The organism is Hydrogenophaga sp. ZJX-1, from assembly GCF_048590325.1.
Classification (GTDB): domain Bacteria; phylum Pseudomonadota; class Gammaproteobacteria; order Burkholderiales; family Burkholderiaceae_C; genus Hydrogenophaga.
This window is the reverse complement of record NZ_JBMBRA010000001.1, coordinates 723309-748774: the sequence shown is the minus strand read 5'-3', so window position 1 is coordinate 748774 and position 25466 is coordinate 723309. Positions and strand designations below refer to the sequence as shown.

The window sequence follows — 25466 nt, the reverse complement described above, 5'->3', positions numbered from 1 at the left end:
AGGTTCAGAGCAGGCCGCACCATTGCGCCAGCCCGCCCCAACCAAATCAGACACCCGTTCTCAGCGGCGTCCTTTGCGAACCTTGCCCGCCGAGGGCCGCGCATTGCCCCGCGCGGACTTTTTGCTCGCCGCGCGCTTGACCGACGCCTTGACCTCCTGCACCAGGGCGTCGGCTGCACTGGCCGGGCGGGGTTTTGAAGCCCCTTCGGACGGGCGGTTGCGCCGGGCTTTCCCGCCGCGTCCGGTGGAGGCATCCCCATCACCCGCAGCGCCCGGGCCGCCTGTCTTGTCGCGCATCGCACGCAGCAGCAGATCGTCTTCACCGGTGACCAAGCGGAAGTCGATGCGGCGGCCATCCAGGTCCACACGGCTCACCTGCACCTGCACCCGGGTGCCCAGCGCGTAGCGGATGCCCGTGCGCTCGCCGCGCAGCTCCTGACGCGCCTCGTCGAACCGGAAGTATTCGCCACCCAGCTCGGTGATGTGAACAAGGCCCTCGACGTACATCGCATCGAGCGTGACAAACAAGCCAAAACTCGTGACCGAACTCACCACACCGCTGAACTCCTCACCCAGGTGCTCACGCATGTACTTGCACTTGAGCCAGGCTTCCACGTCACGACTGGCCTCGTCGGCGCGCCGCTCGTTGGCGCTGCAATGCAGTCCCGCCGCCTGCCAGGCGAGGGTGTCGGCCGAGATCTTTTTCACCGGCTCGCCGGCCACTGGCGGCTTGGCGCGGCTGGCCAGGCGCTTGCTGAGTTTGGCGTGCGCTTCACCCGGCGTCGGCAGGGCCGGCAACTGGTAGCGCTGCTGGGCCAGGATGGCCTTGATCACGCGGTGCACCAGCAGATCGGGGTAGCGGCGGATCGGACTGGTGAAGTGGGTGTAGGCCTCGAACGCGAGACCAAAGTGGCCCTGGTTCATGGGCGTGTAGATGGCCTGCTGCATGGAGCGCAGCAGCATGGTGTGGATCTGTTGCGCCTCGGGCCTATCCTTGGTCGCTGCGGCGATCTGCTGGAACTCGGCCGGTTGCGGGTTGTCGCTGATGGTCTGCGACACGCCCATGGCCTTGAGGTAGTTGCGCAGGATGTCCTGCTTCTCGGGCGTCGGACCTTCGTGAACGCGGAACAGACCCACGTGTTTGCCCTGGCTGATGAAATCGGCCGAGCAGACGTTGGCCGCCAGCATGGCTTCCTCGATCAGCTTGTGCGCATCGTTGCGGGTGCGCGGAACGATTTTCTCGATGCGTCCCGATTCGTCACACACGATCTGGGTTTCGGTGGTTTCGAAGTCCACCGCTCCGCGGGCATTGCGCGCGGCCAGCAAGGCGCGGTACACATCGTGCAGGTTCAACAGATAGGGAATCAGCGGCTTGCGTTGCGCCGCCTCCGGCCCGCGCGTGTTCTGCAGAATGGCCGCCACCTCGGTGTAGGTGAACCGCGCATGGCTGAACATCACCGCCGGGTAGAACTGGTAGGCATGCACCTCGCCCTTGGCGTTGACCAGCATGTCGCAGACCATGCACAGGCGCTCCACGCCCGGATTCAACGAACACAGGCCGTTGGAGAGCTTCTCCGGCAACATGGGAATCACGCGGCGCGGGAAGTACACCGAGGTCGCACGCTCGTAGGCATCGACGTCGATGGCCGAGCCGGTCTGCACGTAGTGGCTCACATCGGCAATGGCGACCAGCAGGCGCCAGCCCTTGCCCCGGCCCACTTTGGCCGGCTCGCAATACACCGCGTCGTCGAAGTCACGGGCGTCTTCGCCGTCAATGGTGACGAGAGGCACGTCACGCAGATCGACGCGGTTCTTGTGATCGCTGGAGCGCACATGGTCCGGCAGCGCCCGCGCCTGGGCCGTGGCCGCATCGGAAAATTCGTGCGGCACACCGTATTTGCGCACCGCGATCTCGATCTCCATGCCTGGGTCGTCAATCTCCCCCAGCACTTCCTTCACGCGGCCGACCGGCTGGCCGTACAGGGCGGGCGGCTCTGTCAGTTCGACCACCACCACCTGCCCCGGCTTGGCCGAGCCCGTGGCGCCTTTGGGAATCAGCACGTCTTGCCCGTAGCGCTTGTCTTCGGGGGCAACGAGCCAGACACCACTCTCCTGCAGAAGCCGGCCGATGATGGGCGACTTCGAGCGTTCGATGATCTCCGTCACCCGGCCTTCGGGTCGGCCCTTGCGGTCCTGGCGCACGATGCGCGCTTTCACGCGATCCTTGTGCAACACCGCCCGCATCTCGTTGGAAGGCAGATAGATGTCGGCCTGTCCATCGTCGCGGACCACAAAGCCGTGTCCATCACGATGACCGGACACGACACCTTCAAATTCGGCCAGCAGGCTATTTTTTTCGTTCACTTTTTGAGTTCAATTTTTGATGCTATACTAGCGTTTTTCCTGAAATGCCCAGGTGGCGGAATTGGTAGACGCACTAGTTTCAGGTACTAGCGCTGAGAGGCGTGGAGGTTCGAGTCCTCTCCTGGGCACCAATCATAAGGGCTTGCAAACATGATGTTTGCAAGCCCTTTTTTTGTTTTTCCAGACAGAAAAACACGGAAGCCGGCACGCTCGCGGCGCGCCGGCTGTTCTCTTTCAGATTCAGGGTCTTAAAGGTGACCACCTGACGGTGGTCATCGCGGCATGCCAACGCGGCAACGGTCAAAACGGCACCGCCAGCAAGTCGTGCCCCTCTGCGGCCACGATGCGCGCCTTGGTGAACTCGCCCACCTTCAGCGTCTTGCTGATCTTCTCGGGCGGCAGCAGCCGCACCACGCCATCGATCTCGGGCGCATCGGCATAACTGCGGCCCACGCCACCCTTCTTGCCCATGCCGGGCGCCGAATCCACCAGCACCTGCATGGTCGCGCCCACCCGCTCGCGCAGCTTGTCGGTCGACACCGCCTCAGCCACCGCCATGAAGCGCGCACGGCGCTCCTCACGAACGGCTTCTGGCACCGGGTCGGCCAGCGCATTCGCCGCCGCACCGTTCACCGGCGAGTAGGCAAAACAACCTGCGCGATCAATGCGGGCTTCCTGCACGAAATCCAGCAGATGCTGAAACTCAGCTTCGGTCTCACCGGGAAAGCCAGCGATGAAGGTGCTGCGCACCACGATCTCCGGACACAGCTCGCGCCAGCGGGCAATGCGCTCCAGGTTGCGCTCGCCGCTGGCCGGGCGCTTCATGCGCTTGAGTACATCGGGATGGCTGTGCTGCAGCGGAACGTCCAGATACGGCAGACACAGGCCTTCGGCCATGAGCGGAACGATGTCATCCACATGCGGGTACGGGTACACGTAGTGCAGACGAACCCAGGCACCAAAGCCCTTGGCCAATTCGCCCAACGAGCGCACCAGGTCGAACATGCGCGTCTTGACCGGCTTGCCGTCCCAGAACCCGGTGCGGTACTGCACATCCACGCCGTAGGCCGAGGTGTCCTGGCTCACCACCAGCAACTCTTTCACGCCGGCTTCAAACAGCTTGCGCGCTTCGGTCAGCACATCGCCGATCGGTCGGCTCACCAGATCACCGCGCATGGACGGGATGATGCAGAAGGTACAGCGGTGGTTGCAGCCTTCGCTGATCTTCAGGTAGGCGTAGTGGCGCGGCGTGAGCTTGATGCCCTGCGCAGGCACCAGATCGACAAACGGGTCGTGCGGCTTGGGCAGGTGCAGGTGCACCGCCTCCATCACCTCGTGCGTGGCGTGGGGGCCGGTCACGGCCAGCACGCTCGGATGCATCTGCCGCACCATGTTGCCGCCGCCATCGGCCTCTCTGGCGCCCAGACACCCCGTGACGATCACCTTGCCGTTTTCGGCCAAGGCTTCGCCAATCGTGTCCAGGCTTTCCCTCACCGCATCGTCAATGAAACCGCAGGTGTTCACGATCACGAGATCGGCACCGGCAAAGGTCTTGGAAGTCTGGTAACCCTCAGCGCTGAGCTGCGTGAGGATGAGTTCGGAGTCGGTCAGCGCCTTGGGGCAACCCAGGCTCACAAAACCGACCTTGGGCGCCGCAGCGCCCGGGGTGGCAACAGTTTCAGTCATGGTCCGATTGTCTCAGACCTGTCCATCCGCGGCATGCGCAAGGTAAACGGTTTGGCACAGCAAGACGCCAAGCCAGATTGTCCCCTGGGGCGCAGTGCCCCGCACAACGGCGGGGCATAGGCGTATGTATCAGCGCTTCAGACCCAAAGCCGCCAACATCTGCTCGCTGTTCTTCTGCATCTGTTCCTGCATTTGCGTGAACGCGCTGCGTGACTGCTCCATGTAGGTACCCATCATGCCCTGCATCATGGGCGACTGCACATTCGTGAACTGCTTCCAGACTTCGGGGTTCAGGCCCTTCGTCTGCTCGGACATCTTGTTCTGCAGATCCATGAAGATCTGCACGTTCTTCTCCAGGTACGAGCCCATGAAGTCCTGCATGGCGTGGCCGTAGAACCGGATGATGTTGGCCAGCACCTGCTCGGTGAAGATGGGCACGCCCGCGGTTTCTTCTTCCAGGATGATCTGCAACAGGATGCTGCGGGTCAGGTCGTCATTGGTCTTGGCGTCTCGCACCACAAAGTGCTCGTTGTCCATCACCAGCGCCTTGACCTCGGCCAGCGTGATGTAGGACGAGGTATCGGTGTCATACAGACGCCGATTGGGGTATTTCTTGATGATGCGCAAGACGCCTGGGTTGGCGCTGCTGGCTTCGGCCTTGCTTTTTTGCACTGAGGGACTTTCAGAATGGGAGCGGCTCGGGAACCAGAGCAGGTCAGAGCATACGGCACATTCTAGGAACCCACCCTGACAACTGTCAGCATGGGTTTACCCTGTGGGATTCCCGAATGCCCAGCGGGGCTCTGAAGCCCATTTCGGACACAAAAAAAAGGCCGGACGGTGCCGCCAGGCCTTTGATGCATCGGAAAAATTTGGTAGGCGCGATTGGACTCGAACCAACGACCCCCACCATGTCAAGGTGGTGCTCTAACCAGCTGAGCTACGCGCCTACAAACTGTCCGAAGCCTCGCAGTATAGCAGCTTTCCAGGCTATTTTTTGCCTTCCTGCATCATTTGCGGCGCACCACGCGAACACCGGCCACATCACCCACCACCGCCATCGCTCTTGCCACCTGGCGGGAGTCGAGCACCTCGATGGTGAACGTCATCCACGCAATGCCTTTGACCGACTGGGTCTGCACACCGATCACGTTCATTTTTTCGCGGGCAAACACTTCGGAAATGTCGCGCAGCAGGCCCTGCCGGTCCTGCGCCTCAACCGCCACGTCCACCGGATACACCTCGGCCGAACCATCGCGCCCGCCACCTGTCTGCCCGCCCCACTGCACCTCGATGACACGGTCCGGACTCTTGCGCTGCAGGTGCGCAAAGTCACTGCAATCGCTGCGGTGGATGCTCACGCCCTTGCCGCGCGTCACGAACCCGCAGATGTCGTCTGGCGGGGCGGGTTTGCAGCATTTCGCCAGCTGCGTCATGAGCGAGTCGACCCCCACCACCAGAACGCCGCCCGGAGAAGGTCCTGTGCGTTTGCGCGGCTTCTTCAGCCACGCCAGCTCTTCGGCCGGTTCGGAAGGTTCAGCGGGTCGCAGATGGGTTTCGATGGCCCGCAGCGAGAGTTCGTCTTTCCCGACCTGCTCAAACAGCGCCTGCGCTGACGCCAGGCCCATGGCCGTGGCCAGATCGTCAAACTTGAGCGCCGTGCGGCCCTCGCGCTGCAGCAGCTTTTCAACCGCGTCGCGGCCTCTGGCGATGGTTTCCTCCATGGCCAGGGCATTGAACCAGGCGCGCACCTTGCTCTTGGCCCGGTGGCTGACCAGGTAGCCCAGATCGGCGTTGAGCCAGTCCCGCGACGGCCCGCCTTCCTTGGCCGCGGTGATCTCCACCGTCTGCCCGTTTTGCAGCGGCGTGTTCAGCGTGACCATGGCGCCGTCGACGCGGGCGCCCCGACAACGGTGACCCAGGTTCGTGTGCACGGTGTAGGCGAAATCCACAGCGGTGGCACCCTGAGGCAACTCCACGATCGCAGCATCGGGCGTCAGCACATAGATGCGGTCGTCGAACAGGCCCTTGGCACTGCCACTGAGGTCCCGTTCCCAGGCCAGCAGCTGGCGCAGCACGGCGATCTTGGCGTCGTATTCCGAACTCGCTGAGACACCCGCATACCCTTTCGCGCCCGCTTCCTTGTAGGCCCAGTGCGCAGCGACGCCGTGCTCGGCGTGATCGTGCATGGCCTGGGAACGGATCTGGATTTCAAACGCCCTGCCCTGTTCGTCGCGCACCACGGTGTGCAGCGACTGGTAGCCGTTGGGTTTGGGTTTGGCGATGTAGTCGTCAAACTCTTCGGCCACCGGCTTGAAGTGCGCGTGCACCAGCGCCAGCACCCCGTAGCAGTCGTCGGTCTGTGGAACCACCACCCGAAGCGCACGAATGTCGAACACCTGGTCAAAATCGAGCGCCTTGCCCCGCATCTTCTTGACGATGCTGTAGATGTGCTTGGGTCGACCCTCCACCGAAGCCTGTATGCCCTGACGCTGAAGGTCCTGCTCAAGCTGCTGGCGGACCTGTTCGACATGCGCTTCACGCTCGGCACGCTTCTCGTCCAGCAGGCGGGCGACCTGTTTGTAGGTGTGGGGCTCCAGGAAACGGAAAGCCAGGTCTTCCATCTCCCACTTGATCTGCCAGATGCCCAGCCGATTGGCCAGCGGCGCAAACACATGCAGCGACTCGCTGGCCAGCGCCTCGCCCGGGTCACCCTTGCACGCAGCGAAATAGCGCAAGGTCTGCAGCCGGGAGGCCAGCCGCAGCATCACCACGCGCAGATCGCGCGAAAAGGCCAGCAGCATCTTGCGCACGTTTTCGGTCTGGCTTGCTGCCAGCTCTGAAACGGGCGCCTTGCCCGGTGACACGACGGGCAAGGCCTGATCCTGTGCGGCCAGGCGCTCTTCGACCTTCTTGGCCTGCACTTCGGCCGACTTGATGCGCGCCTGATGCTGCAGCTGCACCAGCTTGGTGGTCTCCATGGCCAAGGCGGCAAAGTTGTCACCAAAGGCCTTGGCAATCACCTCTTGCGGACGGTTCAGGTACGGACAGGTGTACACCAGATAGACGGCCGCCTGCATGGCTTCGGAGCCGCCAATGTCGCTCAGGATGGCCGCCACGGCATCGGCATGGGCCAGGGTGTTTTCGCCGGTGTCCAGTTGCTCGGAGGCCAGCAGCGGTTCGGCGAAAGCGCGCGCCCGCGCCAGTGCCTGCGCCTGGTGGGGCAAGCTGTCGGAAGTGGCGGCCACGATGGCCGAAGAAGTTCCCAGGCCCGTTGGGGCCACCTCAGACGGGGACGGGGCCCCCACGGGCGGAAAAGTGGCAAGCGAACGTTTCATCTCAACTCAAAGGGCCGGTTCACACCGCCCACAGAAATTCCTGCACCACGGCAATCTGATCGGGGGCCAACAGCGTCGGCGCGTGTCCGACGCCTGCAAATTCCACACAGCGCGCCTGCGGTCCTCTCTGACCCATTTCGGATGCGGTGGCACGGGTCAGCAGATCGGAGTCGGCGCCTCGCAGCAACAGGGTGGGTGCACCGATGGCGTCGTAGAGCGCCCAGAGCGTACGCTCACCGTCTTGCACAAACTGCCGAGCGGCCGCCTCTTCCATACCGGTGGTCATCGCTTTGTAAGGCTGCGCGATAGCCGGGTCGTAATGCAGCCACCAACGCCCATCGCGCTCGCGCAACATGGGCCGGGAAAAAGCCAGCCATTGGGCCGGTGTGTGAGGCCCGAAGCCGGTGGAGATGGAGGCCAGGTAAGCCACGGCGTCCTGCTCGCTGGCGAACGATGGGTTCTGGCCCAGATAGTCGCCGATGCGCTGCAAGGCCGCCCATTCGATCACCGGGCCGACGTCATTGAGCACCAGCCGGCGCGGAGCCAGCGCGGGCTGGGCCGCGATCGCCATGCCGATGAGACCGCCCATGCTGGTGCCCACCCAGTCGATCGCTGCGTCGGGAACTTCGGCCCGCACGTGAAGCACCAGCGCCGCCAGATCGGCCACATAGTTGCCCAACTGGTACGCCATGGGATCGGCCAGCCAGTCGCTGTAACCCCTCCCGGCCACATCGACCGCCAGCACGCGCGAGCGCCGTGTCAACGCCTGCGCCAGCACATCAAAATCACGCCCCTGACGCGAAAGCCCGTGCACACAGATGACAACATGGCGCCCCTGCGCCTCCGGGTCGGCAGACCAGTCCCAGAAGGCCATGCGGCGCACCCCACCCTCGCGGGCCGCGGGCCCGCTGACTGGCAAAAATCGAAGCTGTGGTGACTGCATGAACCGGGGCCTTCCCTGTGTCTCCGTGATAATGAATCAGGTGTTTTTCAACCTATCGTAATGGAACAGGAGCTTACCCATGCTTGCCAACAAAACTGCCCTTGTCACCGGCTCCACCAGCGGCATCGGACTGGGCATTGCCAAAGCGCTCGCGCGCCAGGGTGCCAACATCGTGCTCAACGGTTTTGGCGATGTCGAAGGCCCGAAAGCCGAGATTCTTGCCCTGGGGGTCCAGGTCGCGTACCACGGTGCCGACATGAGCAAGCCCGCCGAGATTGAAGACATGATGAAGTTCGCAGCCGAACGGTTCGGGCGCGTGGACATTCTGGTCAACAACGCCGGCATCCAGCACGTGGCACGGGTTGAAGACTTCCCCGTGGAGAAGTGGGACGCGATCATCGCGATCAACCTCACCAGCGCCTTCCACGCTTCCCGCCTGGCGATTCCGGCCATGCGCGCGGCCAACTGGGGCCGCATCATCAACGTGGCCTCGGTGCACGGCCTGGTGGGCTCAGCCGAAAAGTCGGCCTACGTGGCGGCCAAGCACGGTGTGGTCGGTCTGACCAAGGTGACGGCCCTGGAAAACGCAACCTCCGGCGTGACCTGCAACGCGATCTGCCCGGGCTGGGTGCTCACGCCACTGGTGCAGAAACAGGTGGACGCCAAGGCGGTTGCGCTGGGCGTTACGAATGAGGAAGCGAAGAACGTTTTGCTGGGCGAAAAAGAGCCCTCGATGCAGTTCACCACCCCGGAAGAACTGGGTGAACTGGCCGTCTTCTTCTGTTCGCCCGCTGGCAACAACGTGCGCGGTGTGGCCTGGAACATGGACGGCGGCTGGGTGGCGCAATAACACGCCAACAACGCGAAACAAAAGGCCCCCGGTGCGGGCCTTTTGCCTGGGAGCCGCGTTACTCAACGCAGCTGGATCGAACCGGACACGGTCACGCTCACCATGCTCTTGCCCGCCTCGACCGGCACCGGGGCATCGGCCATCGAGGTCTTGGCTTCCATGGCCATCATGCGCGGGCGCACCGGTCCACCGCCCTGGTCGGCCGAACTGACCGACACCTCGCGCAGGGTGTAGCCACTGAAACCAAAACCCTTGGCCACTTCAGCGGCCTTGCCTTTGAAGCGTTCGATCGCCTGCCCCTGCACATCCGATTCGAGTCGCTGCTGGGCCATGCGCGACAGCGAAAACCCCACATCACCCATCGTGAGCGTCTGGATCTTGCCGGCCGTGCTGCTGATGCGGCCAAAGTCGCGCCCCTCCAGCCACAGTTCGGCGCTGCCCCGCCAACCGTTGATCTTGCCGTTGGTGCCATAACGCGGATACAGGCTGAACTGCCCGGTCCGCAGTTCCAGCAACTCCGGCTGCGCCGCCGGCCGGGCCACGGCCAGTGCCGCATCCAGCGCCTGTTTGAGCTGATTCTGGACCGCGGTGGCGTCGTTGCCTTCGCGTGTGGTGTTCAGGCTCATGGAAAGCCAGTCCTGCTCGACCTCCAGAAAGCTGCTCGCGGACAGGTTCACCACATGGGCCGGATCATGGGCCACAGCGGGCATCTGAGCCCATCCAGCCGACAGCAGCCCACCACAGGCCAATCCGACCAGCAGCGAGCGAACACGAACAAATGAAATTTCAGCGCCGTATTTCTTCAGGGAGGTTTTCAGCATGGAACTCTACTTTCTCGGCTGTTGATCAAACGACTGGTTGCGCAACTGCTCACGCAACCGCTGCCGTTCTTCGGCCGAGAGTCGGTAGGGTTTGACTTCCTCCGCTTCACTGTCGCTGTCCGAATAACGCAAGGCATCACGCAGCCGCAACGGGCCACGCGGCTCGCCCGCGGGAGACTCCAAAGGCAGCACCATGGCCGCTGCCTGAACCTGGTCCTGATGGGCGGGGTTCTCCGCGGCACCGAGCATGGGCGAGAGACACAGCAAAAGACTTCCCAGAGATAAAACCAGCTTCATGTTGGATCGGGGCATGGATAAAAGCACCATTGTGGGAGGCAAGCATGGTAACGGTCCTGACCCCTTGGGCAACAGTTGTAACAGCCTGTCAAGAACACAAAAAACGTGGTCTGACAAGCACTTGCCACTGCCACAATGGCCTCTGTTACATTTTCCGAGAGTTGCTGCCATGCCACAAACCAACACCCGCCCGAACAAGATCCTGGTCGTTGACGACGACGTCCGCATCCGCGATCTGCTGCGCCGTTACCTGATGCAGGAAGGCTTTGAAGTGATGCTGGCCGAAGACGGCAAGGCCCTCAACCGCGTGCTGCAACGCGAAGCGGTGGACCTGATCGTGCTCGACCTCATGATGCCCGGCGAAGACGGCCTGTCCATCTGCCGCCGCCTGCGCGCCAACGCCGACCGCACGCCCATCATCATGCTGACCGCCAAGAGCGAAGACGTGGACCGCATCGTCGGGCTCGAAGTCGGCGCCGACGACTACCTGGGCAAACCGTTCAACCCGCGCGAACTGCTGGCCCGCATCCACGCCGTGCTGCGCCGCCGCCCACCCACCGAAGTGCCCGGTGCACCGTCGCAGGATGCCGAGATGGTGACCTTCGGTCCGTTCGAATTCGACCTGAGCCTGCGCACCCTGCGCAAGGAAGGCGTCGACCTGCCCCTGACCACCGGCGAGTTCGCCATGCTCAAGGCCTTGGTGCGCCACCCGCGCCAGCCGCTGTCGCGCGAGAAGCTGGCCCAACTCGCCCGGGGCCGTGAGTTCGAACCGTTCGACCGCAGCCTGGACGTGCAGGTGTCGCGCCTGCGCAAGCTGATTGAAGAAGACGCCGCTTCGCCGCGCTACCTCCAGACGGTCTGGGGCGTGGGCTATGTGTTCGTGCCGGACGGCAACGCCTGATGTCCGAAGAGTCACGCGTTCCGTTTGAAACCCAGCCCGCGGCCCTCGAAACGGTCCCGGCGCCACTGGACAGCCGTCCGCCCAGAGAAGTCAGCCTTTTCTGGCGCACGTTTTTCCTGCTGGCCATGCTGCTGCTGGGTTGCATCATCGCGTGGCTGCAGACCTTTCGGGCCCTGGAGTTTGAACCCCGTGCGCTGCAAAGTGCCCAGCAGCTGGCCTCGCTGGTCAATCTCACCCGGGCTGGGCTGATCCACGCCGACTCCATCGCGCGCGTATCCCTGGTCAAGACGCTGGCTGACGAAGAGAAGGTGCGCATCGCACCGCGTGAGCCGGGCGACACCTACCGGCTCTACAACACCGATTCCCTCAGCCGCCGCATCAGCGAACAGGTCAAGGCCCGCCTGGGTCCGGACACCGTGGTGGCGCGTGAGGTGAACAACACAGCCGGACTGTGGATCGGGTTCAGCATCGACAACGACCCCTACTGGCTGCAGACCGACCCCTCACGCGTCGAACTGGTGGCCGGCATCACCTGGCTGATCTGGCTCGGCACGGCCGCCCTGCTCTCCCTGGCCGGCGCCGCCCTGATCGCGCGGCTGATCAACCGCCCGCTGAAAAAACTCTCGTTTGCCGCCAGTCGCGTGCGCGAAGGCGATTTCAACGCCAGCCAACTCAACGAGGCGGTCGCCACCAGTGAGATCCGCCAGGTCAACATCGGCTTCAACCGCATGGCCCAGCGGCTGTCCAAGATCGAGCAGGACCGCGCGCTCATGCTCGCCGGCATTTCCCACGACCTGCGCACGCCCCTGGCACGCTTGCGGCTGGAAACCGAAATGAGCGTGGGCGATCCCCAGGCCCGCGAACACATGGCGGCCGACATCGAACAGGTCAACGCCATCATCGACAAGTTCCTCGACTACGCGCGCCCCGACCACCTGGAGCCCGAGCGCGTGAGCCTCAACCAGGTCATCGATGCCGCCGTGTTTTCGCTCGGCAGCGCGCCCGACGTGGCGGTGCACACGAGCATTCCAGCCGAAACGGTGGTCATGGGCGATGCGGTGGAACTGCACCGCGTGTTCTCCAACTTGCTGGAAAACGCCCAGCGCTACGGCCGGGAACCGGAAAGCGGCCAGGTGCGGATCGAGATCGCCGCCCGCAAGAAAGACGACTGGGTGCTGATCAAACTGCGCGATCACGGCACCGGCGTGGTCCCTGAAATGCTGGCCCAGCTGACGCAGCCGTTCTTCCGCGGCGACGCCTCCCGGACCTCGGCCACCGGCACTGGCCTGGGACTGGCCATCGTCGAGCGCGCGATTGCCCGGATGGGCGGGCGCTTTGCATTGGCCAACAGCAGCACCGGCGGACTGGCCGCCCACATCAAACTGCCCCTGGCCAAACCCTGACGTGAAGCCCGCTCAGGGCATCCTGGTCAGCAGGACCACAGCCCGGGCTTCGATCGACAGGCCCTGTCCCACGGGCCCCAGCTTTTCAGCGGTCTTGGCTTTCACGTTGACCTGATGCACCGCCACGCCCAGCGCGCGCGCGATGGCGTCGCCCATGGCGGCGATGTGGGGTGCCAGTTTGGGTGCCTGTGCGATCACGGTGCTGTCGATGTTGCCGACCTCGAAACCGGCCGCGCGCACGCGTCGCATCGTTTCGGCCAGCAGCATGCGGGAATCAGCGCCCTTGAAGCGCTCGTCGGTGTCCGGGAAGTGACGACCGATATCGCCCAGACCGGCCGCTCCCAGCAGCGCATCGGTGATGGCATGCAGCAGCACGTCAGCGTCCGAATGTCCCAGCAGGCCCATGGTGTGGGGAATGGTGACACCGCCGATGATCAGCGGACGGCCGGGCACCAGGGCGTGCACGTCCCAGCCCTCGCCGATGCGGAAGGGTATGTGTGCGGTCGTCATGCGCGAGCACCGCCGGACCGCCCCAAGGAGCGCGACGCCCCCCGGGGGGGCAGTGAGTAGACAGCGTGACGAACGTGGGGGTTCAATTTCTGCTCCTGAGAATGGCCTCGGCCAAAGCAAAGTCTTCCGGGTAGGTGACCTTGAAGTTCTGGGCGCTGCCGGGCACCAGCAGCGGCTTCTGCCCCGCCAGCTCCATCGCACTGGCCTCGTCGGTCACGCCGGCAAAACCGGAGTCGGCCTGCGCGGCCAGCGCCGCTCGCAAGGCGCCGATGCGGAACATCTGCGGCGTCTGTGCCAGCCACTTGTCCGACCGGTCCACCGTCGCGGCCACACGGCCACCGGCTTCGGACTTGAGCGTATCGGGCAACTTGAGCGCCAGCAGGCCGCCCACTGCATCAGCCTGGCAGGCGTCGATCAGCGCTTCAATCTGCGCCGGTGTGATCAGGCAGCGCGCCGCGTCGTGCACCAGCACCCAGTCGCTGGCGTCGGCCCCGCTGTCCAGCAAGGCCTGCAGGCCGTTGAACACGCTGGCCGCCCGCGTGCTGCCACCGCACCGGGCCAGTTGGAGGCGTGGGTCGTCCACACTCAAAAAGCGGTCGCCGGGCGCCACCACCACCAGACAGCGCTCAATGCGGTCCACTGCCTGAAACGCCGCCAGCGTGTGCAGCACCATCGGCAGACCGGCCACGGGCTGGTATTGCTTGGGCTCGGCGGTGCCTGCGCGCGAACCCGAGCCCGCGCAGGGCAACAGGGCATGGCAACGGGGTGCCTGGTTGGGGGGAATGGGGAGAGGAGCGTCGTTCATGGGGTGACCGCATTCTAGAATCAGGTCTTTCACACCCCCCACCTCATCAGGTGGGGGGTGTTTGTCATGGGAGCGGCAAGGCCCGAGGTCTTGCAGCCCCCACCGCGCGAGCCACCAAAGCCCATGGACCTGCCCAAACTCACCCCCGGCAAACGCTTCACGTTGCCCCGCCCCAGCGGCGCGGCCGACGCCCTGCTGCTGGCCCAACTCGCCGAGCGCGAAAAAGCGGCCGGCCGCCTCACGGCCATCGTCACCGCCGACGCCACCGACGCGCAGCGCCTGATCGACGAGATGGCGTTCTTCGCGCCCGGCCTGCGTTGCGCGCTGTTCCCGGACTGGGAGACCCTGCCCTACGACACGTTTTCGCCGCACCAGGACCTGATCTCCGAGCGCCTGGCCACGCTCTGGCGCATCCAGCAGCACGACAAGGACACCGGTGCCGACGTGGTGCTGGTGCCCGCCACCACCGCGCTGTACCGGCTGGCGCCACCGTCCTTCCTGGCCGGCTACACCTTCCAGTTCAAGGTCAAGCAGAAGCTGGACGAAGCGAAGCTCAAAGGCCAGCTCACGCTGGCGGGCTACCAGCACGTGACCCAGGTGGTGAGCCCGGGCGAATACGCCGTGCGCGGCGGCCTGATCGACCTCTTCCCCATGGGCTCGCAGGTGCCCTACCGCGTGGACCTGTTCGACGACGAGATCGACAGCATCCGCACCTTCGATCCCGACAGCCAGCGCAGCCTCTACCCGGTGCCCGAGGTGCGGCTGTTGCCCGGGCGCGAATTCCCGATGGACGACGCGGCGCGCGCCAAATTCCGCAGCCGCTGGCGCGAACTGCTCGATGGCGACCCGACCAAGAGCCGCGTCTACAAGGACATGGGCAACGGCGTGGCCACCGCCGGCATCGAGTACTACCTGCCGCTGTTCTTCGAACAGACCGCCACGGTGTTCGACTACCTGGGCGAAGCGGCCACGGTCGTGCTGCACGGCGACCTGGAACCCGCCTTCCAGCGCTTCTGGCAGGACACGCAGGACCGATACCGGCTGGTCAAGGGCGACCCGGAACGCCCCGCGCTGCCGCCCGAGAGCCTGTTCCTATCGGCCGAACAGTTCTACACCGGGGCCAACGCGCACGCGCAGCTGGCCATCCGCCCGGCGGTGGACGATGTGGCGGACAGCGCCTTTGCGCAAAAGCTGGGCGACCTCTCGGTGGTGCGTGGCGCCGAAGACCCGCTCTCGCGCCTGCAGAGCCACATCCGCAACACCCCGCACCGCGTGCTGCTGCTGGCCGAGAGCGATGGCCGGCGCGAGAGCCTGCTGGACTTCCTGCGCGCCAGCGGCCTGAACCCGCCGGCCTTCGATTCGCTGGCCGAGTTCCAGGCCAGCGACGAAAAGACCGGCATCGCCACCTCGGTGCTGACTGTCGGCTTCAGTTCGCTGGAAGACGGCATCGACTTCGTCACCGAGACCGAACTCTTCGCCGCCGGTCCCACCACGCGCCGGCGCAAGAAGCAGGAACAGGTCAGCGACGTCGATGCGCTGATCAAGGACCTGAGCGAGCTCAACGTGGGCGACCCGGTGGTGCACAACGCCCACGGCATCGGCCGCTACCGCGGCCTGGTCCACATGGACATGGGTGAAAAGAACCCGGACGGCACGCCCGCGCTGATGGAGTTCCTGCACCTCGAATACGCCGACAAGGCCGTGCTCTACGTGCCGGTGAGCCAGCTGCAGCTGATCGGCCGCTACACCGGCGTGAGCGCCGACGAAGCGCCGCTGCACCGCCTGGGCAGCGGCCAGTGGGAGAAAGCCAAGCGCAAGGCCGCCGAGCAGGTGCGCGACGCCGCCGCCGAGCTGCTGAACATCTACGCGCGCCGCGCCGCGCGCCAGGGCCATGCGTTCCGCTTCTCGGCACAGGACTACGAGATCTTCGCCAACGACTTCGGCTTTGACGAAACCGCCGACCAGCGCGGCGCGATCCACGCCGTGATCCAGGACATGATCAGCCCACGCCCGATGGACCGGCTGGTCTGCGGCGATGTGGGCTTCGGCAAGACCGAGGTGGCGCTGCGCGCCGCCTTCGTGGCCGTCACGGGCGGGCGCCAGGTGGCGTTCCTTGCGCCGACCACGCTGCTGGCCGAACAGCACTACCAGACCCTGGTGGACCGCTTCGGCAAGTGGCCGGTGAAGATCGCCGAGATGAGCCGTTTCCGCTCGCAGAAGGAAATCACCGCGGCACAGAAAGGCATCGCCGACGGCTCGGTGGACATCGTCGTCGGCACACACAAGCTGCTGAGTGAAAAGACGCAGTTCAAGGACCTCGGCCTGCTCATCATCGACGAAGAGCACCGCTTCGGCGTGCGCCACAAGGAGCAGATGAAGGCCCTGCGCGCCGAGGTCGATGTGCTCACGCTCACCGCCACGCCGATCCCGCGCACGCTGGGCATGGCGCTCGAAGGCTTGCGCGACCTGTCGGTCATCGCCACCGCGCCACAGCGCCGCCTGGCGATCAAGACCTTTGTGCGCAGCGAGAGCAACGGCGTGATCCGCGAGGCCGTGTTGCGCGAATTGAAGCGCGGCGGGCAGGTCTACTTCCTGCACAACGAGGTCGAGACGATCGAGAATCGCAAGCAGAAGCTCGAAGAGATCCTGCCCGAGGCGCGCATCGCCATCGCCCACGGCCAGATGCCCGAGCGAGACCTGGAGCGCGTGATGCGCGACTTCGTGGCGCAGCGCTACAACCTGCTGCTCTGCTCGACCATCATTGAGACCGGCATCGACGTGCCCACGGCCAACACCATCGTCATGAGCCGCGCCGACAAGTTCGGCCTGGCCCAGCTGCACCAGCTGCGCGGCCGTGTCGGCCGCAGCCACCACCAGGCCTACGCCTACCTCATGGTCCCGGACATCGAAGGGCTGACCAAGCAGGCCGCGCAGCGCCTCGATGCGATCCAGCAGATGGAAGAGCTCGGCAGCGGCTTCTACCTCGCCATGCACGACCTGGAAATCCGCGGGGCCGGCGAGGTGCTGGGCGAGAACCAGAGCGGCAACATGCTGGAAGTGGGCTTCCAGCTCTACAACGAGATGCTCAACGAAGCCGTGCGCTCGCTGAAAGCCGGTCGCGAACCCGACCTGCTCTCGCCGCTGTCGGTCACCACCGACATCAACCTGCACGCCCCGGCCCTGCTGCCCAGCGACTACTGCGGCGACGTGCACCTGCGGCTGTCGTTCTACAAGAAGCTGGCCACCGCCAAGACCACCGACCAGGTGGACGGTCTGCTCGAAGAGATCGTGGACCGCTTCGGCAAGTTGCCCGCCCAGGCGCAGACGCTCATCGACGTGCACCGCCTGCGCTGCATCAGCACGCCCTACGGCGTGGTGAAGGTGGACGCGGCGCCGGGCGTGACCAACATCACCTTCAAGGCCAACCCGCCCATCGAGCCCATGCGCATCATCGAGCTGATCCAGAAGAACCGGCACATCAAGCTGGCAGGCAACGAGAAGCTGCGCATCGAGCGCACCCTGCCCGAGGTGAAAGACCGGGTGCAGCTGGTGCGCGACGTGCTCAAGGCGCTGGGCCAGCCGATCAGTGTCGCGCCCACCGCCGGCGCGGTTTGACCCAGATCAAGAGAACGTCCTTCCGAGGTGCGCCGGGGTGCCCAGAGGGGACCCGTTCACATGGCGTTCATGCGCCAGAAATCAAACTTCAAACGCACGCCGCACCATCGCGGCTTGATCATTTGAAGGAGAAAACGACCATGAACCTTGCCAAACAACGCCCCTGGATCACACCACTGGTGATGGGCAGCTTCGCCCTGTCCGCCGTGACGGGCGTCCTGCTATTTTTCCACCTCGACACCGGTCTGAACAAGACGGCGCACGAGTGGCTGGGCTGGCTGATGCTGGGCGCCGTGGTGCTGCACGCGCTGCTCAACCTGCCTGCCGTGAAACGGCATCTGCAGAACCCCACCGGGCGCTGGGTGGTGATCGGTTCGTTGGTGGTGCTGGGGCTGAGCTTCATCCCGGTCGGCGGCAGCGGTGGCAGCGAGCCCGGCTTCGCACCCCCGGTGCGCGCCCTGGCCAAGACCCCGATCACCGTGCTGGCCCAGGTGGCGGGCACCAGCACCGACGACGTGAAGGCCAGGCTGCAGGCTGCAGGCTTCACCGTCACCAGCGACCAGCAATCGGTGGCGGACCTGGTGGGCGGCGACCTGAAGGTGCAGATTCGCGCGATGAGCCAGGTGCTGTCACCACCCAAGTCCTGAGCGGGACGGTCATCCCGGCTCCCGCGATAATTCCGGGATGACTTCCACCACCGAATTCGCCCCCGGCCTCACCGTTCAAGGCTTCACGCCGCCGCTGAACCTCAAGGACTTCAAGCTCATCGCGTTCGACATGGACTCCACGCTCATCAACATCGAATGCGTGGACGAAATCGCCGACGCCGCCGGTCGCAAGGCCGAGGTGGCGGCCATCACCGAAGCCACCATGCGCGGCGAGATCACCAACTTCAAGGAGAGCCTGCGGCAGCGCGTGCGGCTGCTCAGGGGCGTGACCGTGGCCGACATGGAAAGCGTCTACACCGAGCGCCTGCGCCTCAACCCCGGCGCGGTCGAACTCATTCAGGCCTGCAAGGCCGCGGGCATGAAAGTGCTGCTCGTGTCGGGGGGCTTCACCTTTTTTGCGAACCGCGTGCGCGACACGCTGGGTATCGATTTCGTGCGCGCCAACGTGCTGGAAATCGAGAGTGGACCCAACTGCGGCCAGCTCACCGGCCGCATGGTGGACCAGGCCTGGGGCGACATCTGCGATGGCGCCGAGAAGCGCCGCACCCTGCTGGAGGTGGCCTCCCTGCTGGGCATCGAACCGGCCCAGTGCATCGCCATGGGCGACGGCGCCAACGACCTGCCCATGATGGACAAGGCCGGCCTCTCGGTGGCCTACCACGCGAAGCCGAAGGTGCGCGAGCGGGCCATGGTCGCCATCAACGAGGGCGGGCTGGACCGCCTGCTCGAAGTGCTGCGGTGAGCCGCTCATGAAGTCCGCTTCTGGCTGGTGGCAACGCCTGCGCCAGAACCTGCGCACCCGCTGGAAGAGCCACCTCGGCACGCTGGCCCTGGTGTTCGTCGTGGTGTTCGGCGTGCAGGCCTGGCAGACGCGCCACGTGCCGACCGGCCCTGCGCCCGAACTGGCCTTCACCCTGATCGGGCCCGACGGCAGCCGCGTCGACACCACCCTGGCCGAATGGCGCGCCCAACACCCGGGCCAGCCGGTGGCCCTGCACATCTGGGCCGAATGGTGCCCGATCTGCCGCACCGAGGAACACAGCGTCACGCGCTTGGCGCGCGACTGGCCGGTGCTGACCGTGGCCATGCAGTCCGGTCCGGTCGATGCCGTGGCGCGCGTTCTGGCGAAACGGGAACTGCCCTGGGCCACCGCCATCGACGCGCGCGGCGCGCTGGCTCAAACGCTGGGTTTTCGGGCCGTGCCCGCGTTCGTGGTCGTGGATGCCGATGGCCGTCTGCGCAGCGCGAGCGTGGGCTACACCAGCGAGATCGGCATGCGCCTGCGGCTGTGGTGGGTGAAGCTCGTCTAGAGAGGCGCCCCTTCAGCCGCCCGCGCGCTTGACTTTGTAACTCGCCGCCTGCAGCGCGGTCATCACTTTGTCCACATGATCGCCCTGGATCTCGATCACGCCATCCTTCACCGTCCCGCCCGTACCGCAAGCCGCCTTGAGCTGTTTGCCCAGCGCCGTGAGGCCCGTGGCATCGAGTGCCAGCCCCTTGACCAGCGTCACCGCCTTGCCGCCCCGGCCCTTGGTTTCGCGCGACACGCGCACGGTGCCATCGCCCGCCGGCACCACCGCCTGCTTGCAGATGCACTGCGCCACCGGTTGCCGGCAAGCGGGACACATGCGACCCGCTTCGGTGGAATACACCAGGCCGCCCAACGAAGACAACTTGCTTTTCATGGGCTCGCATCGTAACGCGGGGCTGCCCCGCGGGGGGCGACCGTTAAACTCGACCCCCCATGCCATTCATCTCCCTCGGGCTTGCCCCCACCCTCGCCCAGGCCGCCGCCGAACTCGGCTTCACCGCGCCCACCCCCATCCAGCAGGAAGCCATCCCCGCCGTGCTGGGCGGCGCCGATCTGCTCGCCACGGCACAGACCGGCTCGGGCAAGACCGCGGCCTTTGCCCTGCCGCTGCTGCAACGCCTGCAAACCGGGCCCACGCACACACCGAGGCGTGTGCGCGCACTCGTGCTGGTGCCCACGCGCGAACTGGCCGCCCAGGTGGGCGAGGTGCTGCGCAGCTTGGCGCAACACCTGCCCTCCCGCCCGCGCATCGCAGTGGCCTTTGGTGGCGTGTCCATCAACCCGCAGCTCATGGCGCTGCGCGGCGGCGCCGATGTGATGGTGGCCACACCCGGGCGCCTGCTCGACCTGGTGGAGCACAACGCACTGCGGCTCTCGGCGGTGGAGCTGCTGGTGCTGGACGAGGCCGACCGTCTGCTCGACCTGGGTTTTGCCGACGAGCTGGACCGCGTGCTCGCGCTGTTGCCCGCACAGCGACAAAACCTGTTTTTCTCGGCCACCTTCCCGCCCGCGGTGGAAGCGCTCGCGGGCGGCCTGCTGCGTGACCCGCGGCGCGTGGACGTGCCCGCCCCGGCGCAGGCTGAGGCCGTGGTGCTGCAGCGCGCCATCGCGGTCGATGCAAGCCGCCGCACCCAGCTGCTGCGCCAGTTGATCAGGGACAACGGCTGGGAGCGTGTGCTTGTGTTCGTCGCCACGCAGTACGCGGCCGAGCGGCTCGCCGCCAAGCTGCACCACGGCGATCTGTTCGCGACTTCGTTCCACGGCGGTCTGAGCCAGGGCGCGCGCAAGCAGGCGCTGCAGGAGTTCAAGGAAAAGCGCTGGGACGTGGTGGTCACCACCGATCTCGCCGCGCGCGGCATCGACATCGCGCAACTGCCCGTGGTGGTGAACTTCGACCTGCCGCGTTCGGCGGTGGACTACGTGCACCGCATCGGCCGCACCGGCCGGGCGGGCGAGAGCGGCCTGGCGGTGAGCTTCGTGAGCGCCGACACCGAGGCCCATTGGCGCCTGATCGAAAAACGCCAGGGCCTGAGCCTGCCGCTGGAACAATTGCCCGGGTTCGAGCCCACCGATGTGGCTGCGCCGGCCGGGCCGGCGGGCGGCGGCGTCAAGGGCAAGCGCCCGAGCAAGAAAGACAAATTGCGCGCTGCGGCGGCCGCGAAGACCGGCCAGCCCGAGTAGCTGCGCGGCCATCGACCACCCGCTCGCCGGGTGGCCTACCGCAAAGCATCAGTCGTCGGAATCGGAAGGCGCCGGCGAAGCCCCGGCATCGTCGATCACTTCCTGGCCAGCCGGTCGTGGCTGGCGCACACCGGGCTTGGCCAGCAGTTCCACATAACACTGCTCGCCACCCGCCTTGGCCAACACATCGAGCAGGCCGATCAGCTCGGCCGGGTTGGCGGTTTGTGCACTGTCCTTGTCCGCACCGAAGCGGCAGTCGAAATCCCAGAACGTGGCGCCTTCGGGCAGATCGCGGCGGCGTTCGCGCTTCATGTATTTGCGGATGTCGTGCTTGACGGCATCGAGCACGCGGTCGGGATTTTTGCCCTCGGGCCGCAGGGGATAGGTTTTTCGCATGGGGAGGTCCTTCAAAGGGAGTGAGCGCCCAGGGAGGACGTGAACGGGGTGACGATTATGCGGGCAAGATGATCTGGTAGCCGCCTTCGTCCAGGTGCCGGTGCGGGCCGAACACCGCTTCGACGGCCGCCGTCTCGGCGAGCAGCCAGTGTTCGAGCACCGTGCGCTCCTCCACCGTGAGCGCTTCCACGTCGGGCGTGTCGCCATACCGGGCCACGATGGCCTGATAAGCCGAGTACACCGGCGCCACCAATGCGGCATCACCCAGGGTGGCCTCCAGCGCTTTGCGGAACAGCCGCTCGGCCGCCTGGCGCTGCGCGGGCGTGGTGTCGTCGGACACGTAGAGCTGGAGTGTGTAGGTCATGAAGGCATCGGGCACAAAGGGGTGCATCGGGGCGCGTTGCACAATGCCCTGATTATCGATCCCGCCCGCAGCGACCATCCGCCACCGACGCCATGCAAACCACCCGCCCCACGCCCGACAAGGAAGCCATCGCGCTGCTGCCCGAATTTGACCGCCTGGGTCTGGACCGCATCACGTTGGTGGACACGGTGGCGCAGGCCCGCGAAGCGGCGGCGGCACTGCATGACCATGCGGCCTGGGGTTTTGACACCGAGAGCAAACCCACGTTCTTCAAGGACCAGGTGTCCGACGGGCCGCACATCGTGCAGCTCGCCACGCTGCAGCACGCCTGGGTGTTCCAGCTGCACGATCCGGCCTGCCGCGAACTGGTGGCCGGCCTGCTCGCCGACGCCGCGTTCACCAAAGCCGGATTCGGTCTCGGCGACGACACCAAGCGCATCGTGAGCAAACTGCTGGTGGAGCCGGCCGGCGTGCTGGAGCTCAACCACGTCTTTCGCGAGCGCGGCTACCGCAAGGACATGGGCGTGAAAGGCGCGGTGGCGGTGCTGTTCAACCAGCGCTTCATCAAGTCCAAGAAAGCCGCCACCTCCAACTGGGCGAACCCGCGCCTGAGCGAGGCGCAGCTGGTTTACGCGGCGAACGATGCGTATGCGGCGGCGCGGGTGCACGCGGCGCTGCGCCTCTCTTGAGGCATCACCCGACCGTCAGCGGGAAGAAGATGGGCGTGAGCGTGAGCACCACCACCGAATAGGTCAGGCTCACTGGCAAGCCCGCGCGGAAAAAGTCGGTCACACGGTAGTGACCCGGCGACATGACCATCAGGTGGGTCTGGTAGCCAAAAGGCACCAGGAAGCAGGCGCTCGCGCCGTAGGCCACGACCATGACGAAGGCCGTCGGGTCGACGCCAAAGGCACGGGCGGTGGCCAGTGCGATCGGGAACGCCAGTGCGGCCGCTGCGTTGTTGGTGACGAGTTCGGTCAGCACCAGGGTCAGCAGGTACACCCCGATCAGCGCGCCGTAAACCCCATAACCATCAAAGGCTTGACGCATTGCATCGGCCACCAACTGGGCCGCACCCGACGCCTCCAGGCCTTTGGCGAGCGCCAGCGCAGACCCGATCACCATGAGCAGCTCAAAGGGAAAGCGGCGGCGCAGCTCGGCCAGGGTCAGCAGCCGGGTGGCGAGGAACACCGCCATCAGCAGCATCAACCCCGGCAGAAGCCCCAGCAGCCCCGACGCCGATGCCGCGATCACGAGACCGAACCCGCCCAGTGCCAAGGCGCTCTGGCGCCCGCTCAGGTGCGGACGCACCAGGCTGTCGCCCAGCACGTGGAAGTTGCGGTCCAGGTTGCGGTGCTGCGCAAAGTCGGCTCCCACCGCCAGCAGCAGGCTATCGCCCGCTTTCAGCGGCACGCGCCCGAGCTGTCCTGTGAGCCGTCTGTCACCCCGGCGGATGCCAACCACCCCCGCATCGAACATGGTGCGAAAGTCCATGTCCCGCAGCGTCTTGTTGGCCAGTTCGGATTCGCTGGAAATGATGACTTCCACCAGGTTGGCCTTGAGCAGCGCGTCCGAACGGGTACCAAACACCTCCAGGCCCTGGATGTGCTGCAGGGCCTGAAACCGGGTCACTTCACCGGTGAACAGCAGCACATCGTCCACCTCCAGCACCTCGCCCGGACCGACCGGTGAAATCAGGCGCCCCCCGCGTTCGATCTCCAGCAGGAACAGGCCTTCGAGGTGGCGCAAGCGGTTGGCTTCGATCGAAAGCCCCGCCAGCGGCGAGGCCTGCGACACCCGGGCTTCCAGAAAATACGGCTGCGCACTGTCTCGCGCATCGGAGGCGTTGCGGGGCAGGCACCGCGCACTGAGTGCGAGCACTGCGATGCAGGCCAGAGCCACCGGCACACCGACCCACGCCAGCTGGAACATGCCGATCGGTGCCAGTTGGCTGCTGACAGCGAAAGAGTTGACGACCAGGTTGGTGGAGGTCCCGACCAGGGTGGTCACGCCGCCGAGAATGGACGCGTAAGACAGCGGAATCAACAGGCGCGAGGCCGGAATACTTCTTTGCCGCGAGATGCTGCCCAGCAGCGCGCCCACCACGGCGGTGTTGTTCAGAAAGGCCGAAAACACCGCCGCCACGCCCATCAGCTTCAGGGTGGCGAAGGCTTCGCGCCCGCTCAGCAGGCGCTGTGTCATGCGCTCCAGCAACACCGAGCGCTCCAGCGCCAGCGACACCAGCAGCAGCAGGATCAGCGTGGCCAGCGCCGGGTTGGCGTAGCTCGACAGCAAAGTCGTTTCATCGATCAGGCCAAACAGGAAGTACGCCGCTGCCCACAGGCTGAACAACACCGAGGCCGACCACCGGCCATGCACCAGCAGGCCCAGCAACAGCAGGATCGACAGCAGCGTGAGAACGGCGTTCATCGCTGCTCAGCCTCGCTTCAGCGCAGACCCCAGGCGGCAAAGTGGGGGTTGTCCAGGCCCGGCTTGCCATAGCGCAGCGGCTGGCCGTCCAGCCGTTCGACCACGCCACCCGCACCGCTGAGTACCGCATGCCCGGCGGCGATGTCCCATTCCATGGTGCGGCCCAGACGGGGGTACACATCGGCCTGCCCGCTGGCCACGAGGCACAGTTTGAGGGAGGAGCCGGCGCTCACGTTGCGTGCGACCTTGCGCCCGGCCAGAAACGCGTCCAGTGCGGCCGCGTCGCCGTGCGAGCGGCTGGCCACCACCGACAGGCCTTCGGGCGGCACGGCGCGACAGGCGATCGGTGTGCGCTGCCCGCCCTGCTCCAACCACGCGCCCAGACCCACGCCACCGGCGTACAACGCGTCCAGAGCCGGGGCCAGCACCACGCCCAGCACCGGCTGCCCGTGTTCCACCAGCGCGATGTTGACCGTGAACTCGCCGTTGCGGCTGATGAATTCCTTGGTGCCATCCAGCGGATCCACCAGCCAGAAGCGTTCACCGATGGTGGGCCGTGCGCCACCCGACACCGCCTCTTCGCCCACCACCGGAATCCCGGGTGTGAGCCGGGTCAGGGCTTCAGTGATCAGGTCTTCCGCCTGCTGATCGGCCGCTGTCACTGGCGAGGCGTCGTCTTTGCTGAGCACGTCGAAGTCGGTGGCGTACACCGCCATCACCCGCTCGCCGGCGGCGCGCACGATGGGCACGAGTTGCTGCAGCAGGTCGGTGTGGTTCGGTGCGCTCATGGGCCGTACTCCGTCGGTGAAACCATGCCAACAATTCTATCGATTGGTTTAACATTGCCAATCTAATTAAATGTTTAACACTGGGAGAGCCCTTTGAGCGGCAACCAGCTCACGGTCGAGGCCTTGAACAGCCAGCGTCGCCAGGCGGTGCAACTGCGCCTCGAAGGCCATACGCTGAGCGCCGTGAAACAGGTCACCCAGCTGAGCGCGCCCACCATCATTTCGGCGGTCAAGGCTTTCAAGGCGGGCGGCTGGGCCGCCGTCACAGTCAACCCCCGACGCGGCCGACCCGCGG

At 65.6% G+C, this 25466-nt stretch carries 23 protein-coding genes, 2 tRNA genes and 1 pseudogene; 11 read left to right on the top strand and 15 right to left on the bottom strand.

Annotated elements, in window-relative coordinates:
- Window positions 1–60: 60 nt before the first annotated feature.
- Window positions 61–2364 (bottom strand): ribonuclease R, encoded by a 2304-nt coding sequence (gene rnr, locus ACN5W5_RS03665; RefSeq protein ID WP_420047211.1) that lies wholly within the window; start codon window positions 2362–2364, stop codon window positions 61–63.
- A gap of 46 nt (window positions 2365–2410) precedes the next feature.
- Here rnr and ACN5W5_RS03660 point away from each other — a divergent pair.
- A tRNA-Leu gene (locus ACN5W5_RS03660) sits at window positions 2411–2495 on the top strand.
- A 169-nt stretch (window positions 2496–2664) separates the two neighbouring features.
- On the opposite strand, the gene rimO is transcribed toward ACN5W5_RS03660, so the two are convergent.
- The 5 genes from rimO to ACN5W5_RS03635 form a co-directional block, all read right to left on the bottom strand.
- Window positions 2665–4050, bottom strand: a complete 1386-nt coding sequence (rimO, locus tag ACN5W5_RS03655; protein WP_420047210.1) for a 30S ribosomal protein S12 methylthiotransferase RimO — start codon at window positions 4048–4050, stop codon at window positions 2665–2667.
- Window positions 4051–4179: 129 nt separating this feature from the next.
- A complete protein-coding gene (phaR, locus tag ACN5W5_RS03650) occupies window positions 4180–4722 on the bottom strand; it encodes a polyhydroxyalkanoate synthesis repressor PhaR (protein ID WP_290964414.1) in 543 nt (180 codons plus the stop codon).
- A 201-nt stretch (window positions 4723–4923) separates the two neighbouring features.
- A tRNA-Val gene (locus ACN5W5_RS03645) sits at window positions 4924–5000 on the bottom strand.
- Window positions 5001–5060: 60 nt separating this feature from the next.
- Window positions 5061–7388, bottom strand: a complete 2328-nt coding sequence (locus tag ACN5W5_RS03640) for a RelA/SpoT family protein (protein ID WP_420047209.1) — start codon at window positions 7386–7388, stop codon at window positions 5061–5063.
- A 19-nt stretch (window positions 7389–7407) separates the two neighbouring features.
- Window positions 7408–8331, bottom strand: coding sequence for an alpha/beta fold hydrolase (locus ACN5W5_RS03635; RefSeq protein ID WP_420047208.1), 924 nt, complete (start codon window positions 8329–8331; stop codon window positions 7408–7410).
- 79 nt (window positions 8332–8410) lie between these two features.
- Between ACN5W5_RS03635 and ACN5W5_RS03630 the strand changes: the two genes are divergently transcribed.
- Window positions 8411–9181, top strand: coding sequence for a 3-hydroxybutyrate dehydrogenase (locus tag ACN5W5_RS03630; RefSeq protein ID WP_420047207.1), 771 nt, complete (start codon window positions 8411–8413; stop codon window positions 9179–9181).
- 62 nt (window positions 9182–9243) lie between these two features.
- On the opposite strand, the gene ACN5W5_RS03625 is transcribed toward ACN5W5_RS03630, so the two are convergent.
- A complete protein-coding gene (locus tag ACN5W5_RS03625; protein ID WP_420047206.1) occupies window positions 9244–10002 on the bottom strand; it encodes an SIMPL domain-containing protein in 759 nt (252 codons plus the stop codon).
- A gap of 6 nt (window positions 10003–10008) precedes the next feature.
- Window positions 10009–10314 carry a hypothetical protein gene (locus ACN5W5_RS03620; RefSeq protein WP_420047205.1) on the bottom strand — a complete coding sequence of 102 codons (306 nt, stop codon included), beginning with the start codon at window positions 10312–10314 and terminating at the stop codon, window positions 10009–10011.
- 154 nt (window positions 10315–10468) lie between these two features.
- On the opposite strand from ACN5W5_RS03620, the gene ompR reads away from it, so the two are divergent.
- Both ompR and ACN5W5_RS03610 read left to right on the top strand, forming a co-directional pair.
- The gene (ompR, locus tag ACN5W5_RS03615; RefSeq protein WP_177135035.1) at window positions 10469–11200 is read left to right on the top strand and encodes a two-component system response regulator OmpR; all 732 of its coding nucleotides are present in this window, start codon (window positions 10469–10471) and stop codon (window positions 11198–11200) included.
- Window positions 11200–12603, top strand: a complete 1404-nt coding sequence (locus ACN5W5_RS03610) for an ATP-binding protein (protein WP_420047204.1) — start codon at window positions 11200–11202, stop codon at window positions 12601–12603. Before ompR ends, ACN5W5_RS03610 begins: the two co-directional genes overlap by 1 nt.
- Before the next feature lie 12 nt (window positions 12604–12615).
- On the opposite strand, the gene ispF is transcribed toward ACN5W5_RS03610, so the two are convergent.
- Window positions 12616–13113 carry a 2-C-methyl-D-erythritol 2,4-cyclodiphosphate synthase gene (gene ispF, locus ACN5W5_RS03605; protein ID WP_420047203.1) on the bottom strand — a complete coding sequence of 166 codons (498 nt, stop codon included), beginning with the start codon at window positions 13111–13113 and terminating at the stop codon, window positions 12616–12618.
- Between the two features lie 82 nt (window positions 13114–13195).
- Window positions 13196–13918: a 2-C-methyl-D-erythritol 4-phosphate cytidylyltransferase gene (ispD, locus tag ACN5W5_RS03600; RefSeq protein WP_420047202.1), complete on the bottom strand. Its 723-nt coding sequence runs from the start codon at window positions 13916–13918 to the stop codon at window positions 13196–13198.
- A 123-nt stretch (window positions 13919–14041) separates the two neighbouring features.
- Here ispD and mfd point away from each other — a divergent pair, with 123 nt between their 5' ends.
- From mfd to ACN5W5_RS03580, 4 genes are all read left to right on the top strand, one after another.
- A complete protein-coding gene (gene mfd / locus ACN5W5_RS03595) occupies window positions 14042–17533 on the top strand; it encodes a transcription-repair coupling factor (RefSeq protein ID WP_420047201.1) in 3492 nt (1163 codons plus the stop codon).
- Window positions 17534–17673: 140 nt separating this feature from the next.
- Window positions 17674–18180, top strand: coding sequence for a DUF4405 domain-containing protein (locus tag ACN5W5_RS03590; protein ID WP_420047200.1), 507 nt, complete (start codon window positions 17674–17676; stop codon window positions 18178–18180).
- A gap of 37 nt (window positions 18181–18217) precedes the next feature.
- Window positions 18218–18943, top strand: coding sequence for a phosphoserine phosphatase SerB (serB, locus tag ACN5W5_RS03585; RefSeq protein ID WP_420047199.1), 726 nt, complete (start codon window positions 18218–18220; stop codon window positions 18941–18943).
- A 7-nt stretch (window positions 18944–18950) separates the two neighbouring features.
- The gene (locus ACN5W5_RS03580) at window positions 18951–19511 is read left to right on the top strand and encodes a redoxin family protein (protein WP_420047198.1); all 561 of its coding nucleotides are present in this window, start codon (window positions 18951–18953) and stop codon (window positions 19509–19511) included.
- 12 nt (window positions 19512–19523) lie between these two features.
- Here ACN5W5_RS03580 and ACN5W5_RS03575 read toward each other — a convergent pair whose 3' ends face one another.
- Window positions 19524–19886, bottom strand: coding sequence for a translation initiation factor Sui1 (locus tag ACN5W5_RS03575; protein ID WP_420047197.1), 363 nt, complete (start codon window positions 19884–19886; stop codon window positions 19524–19526).
- A 59-nt stretch (window positions 19887–19945) separates the two neighbouring features.
- Between ACN5W5_RS03575 and ACN5W5_RS03570 the strand changes: the two genes are divergently transcribed.
- A complete protein-coding gene (locus ACN5W5_RS03570; RefSeq protein ID WP_420047196.1) occupies window positions 19946–21193 on the top strand; it encodes a DEAD/DEAH box helicase in 1248 nt (415 codons plus the stop codon).
- Window positions 21194–21241: 48 nt separating this feature from the next.
- Here ACN5W5_RS03570 and ACN5W5_RS03565 read toward each other — a convergent pair whose 3' ends face one another.
- Window positions 21242–21589 (bottom strand): DUF6172 family protein, encoded by a 348-nt coding sequence (locus tag ACN5W5_RS03565; protein WP_210827372.1) that lies wholly within the window; start codon window positions 21587–21589, stop codon window positions 21242–21244.
- A gap of 55 nt (window positions 21590–21644) precedes the next feature.
- A complete protein-coding gene (locus ACN5W5_RS03560) occupies window positions 21645–21953 on the bottom strand; it encodes a hypothetical protein (protein WP_420047195.1) in 309 nt (102 codons plus the stop codon).
- 92 nt (window positions 21954–22045) lie between these two features.
- On the opposite strand from ACN5W5_RS03560, the gene ACN5W5_RS03555 reads away from it, so the two are divergent.
- The gene (locus tag ACN5W5_RS03555; protein WP_420047194.1) at window positions 22046–22642 is read left to right on the top strand and encodes a 3'-5' exonuclease; all 597 of its coding nucleotides are present in this window, start codon (window positions 22046–22048) and stop codon (window positions 22640–22642) included.
- 4 nt (window positions 22643–22646) lie between these two features.
- Here the strand turns inward: ACN5W5_RS03555 and ACN5W5_RS03550 are convergent, their stop codons facing one another.
- A complete protein-coding gene (locus ACN5W5_RS03550; RefSeq protein ID WP_420047193.1) occupies window positions 22647–24383 on the bottom strand; it encodes an SLC13 family permease in 1737 nt (578 codons plus the stop codon).
- Window positions 24384–24400: 17 nt separating this feature from the next.
- Complete coding sequence (gene cysQ / locus ACN5W5_RS03545) at window positions 24401–25171, bottom strand: 3'(2'),5'-bisphosphate nucleotidase CysQ (protein WP_420047192.1); 771 nt, start codon at window positions 25169–25171, stop codon at window positions 24401–24403.
- A gap of 147 nt (window positions 25172–25318) precedes the next feature.
- Between cysQ and ACN5W5_RS03540 the strand changes: the two are divergent.
- Window positions 25319–25459: pseudogene (locus ACN5W5_RS03540) on the top strand (hypothetical protein); the annotation flags it as partial.
- Between the last annotated feature and the right edge of the window lie 7 nt (window positions 25460–25466).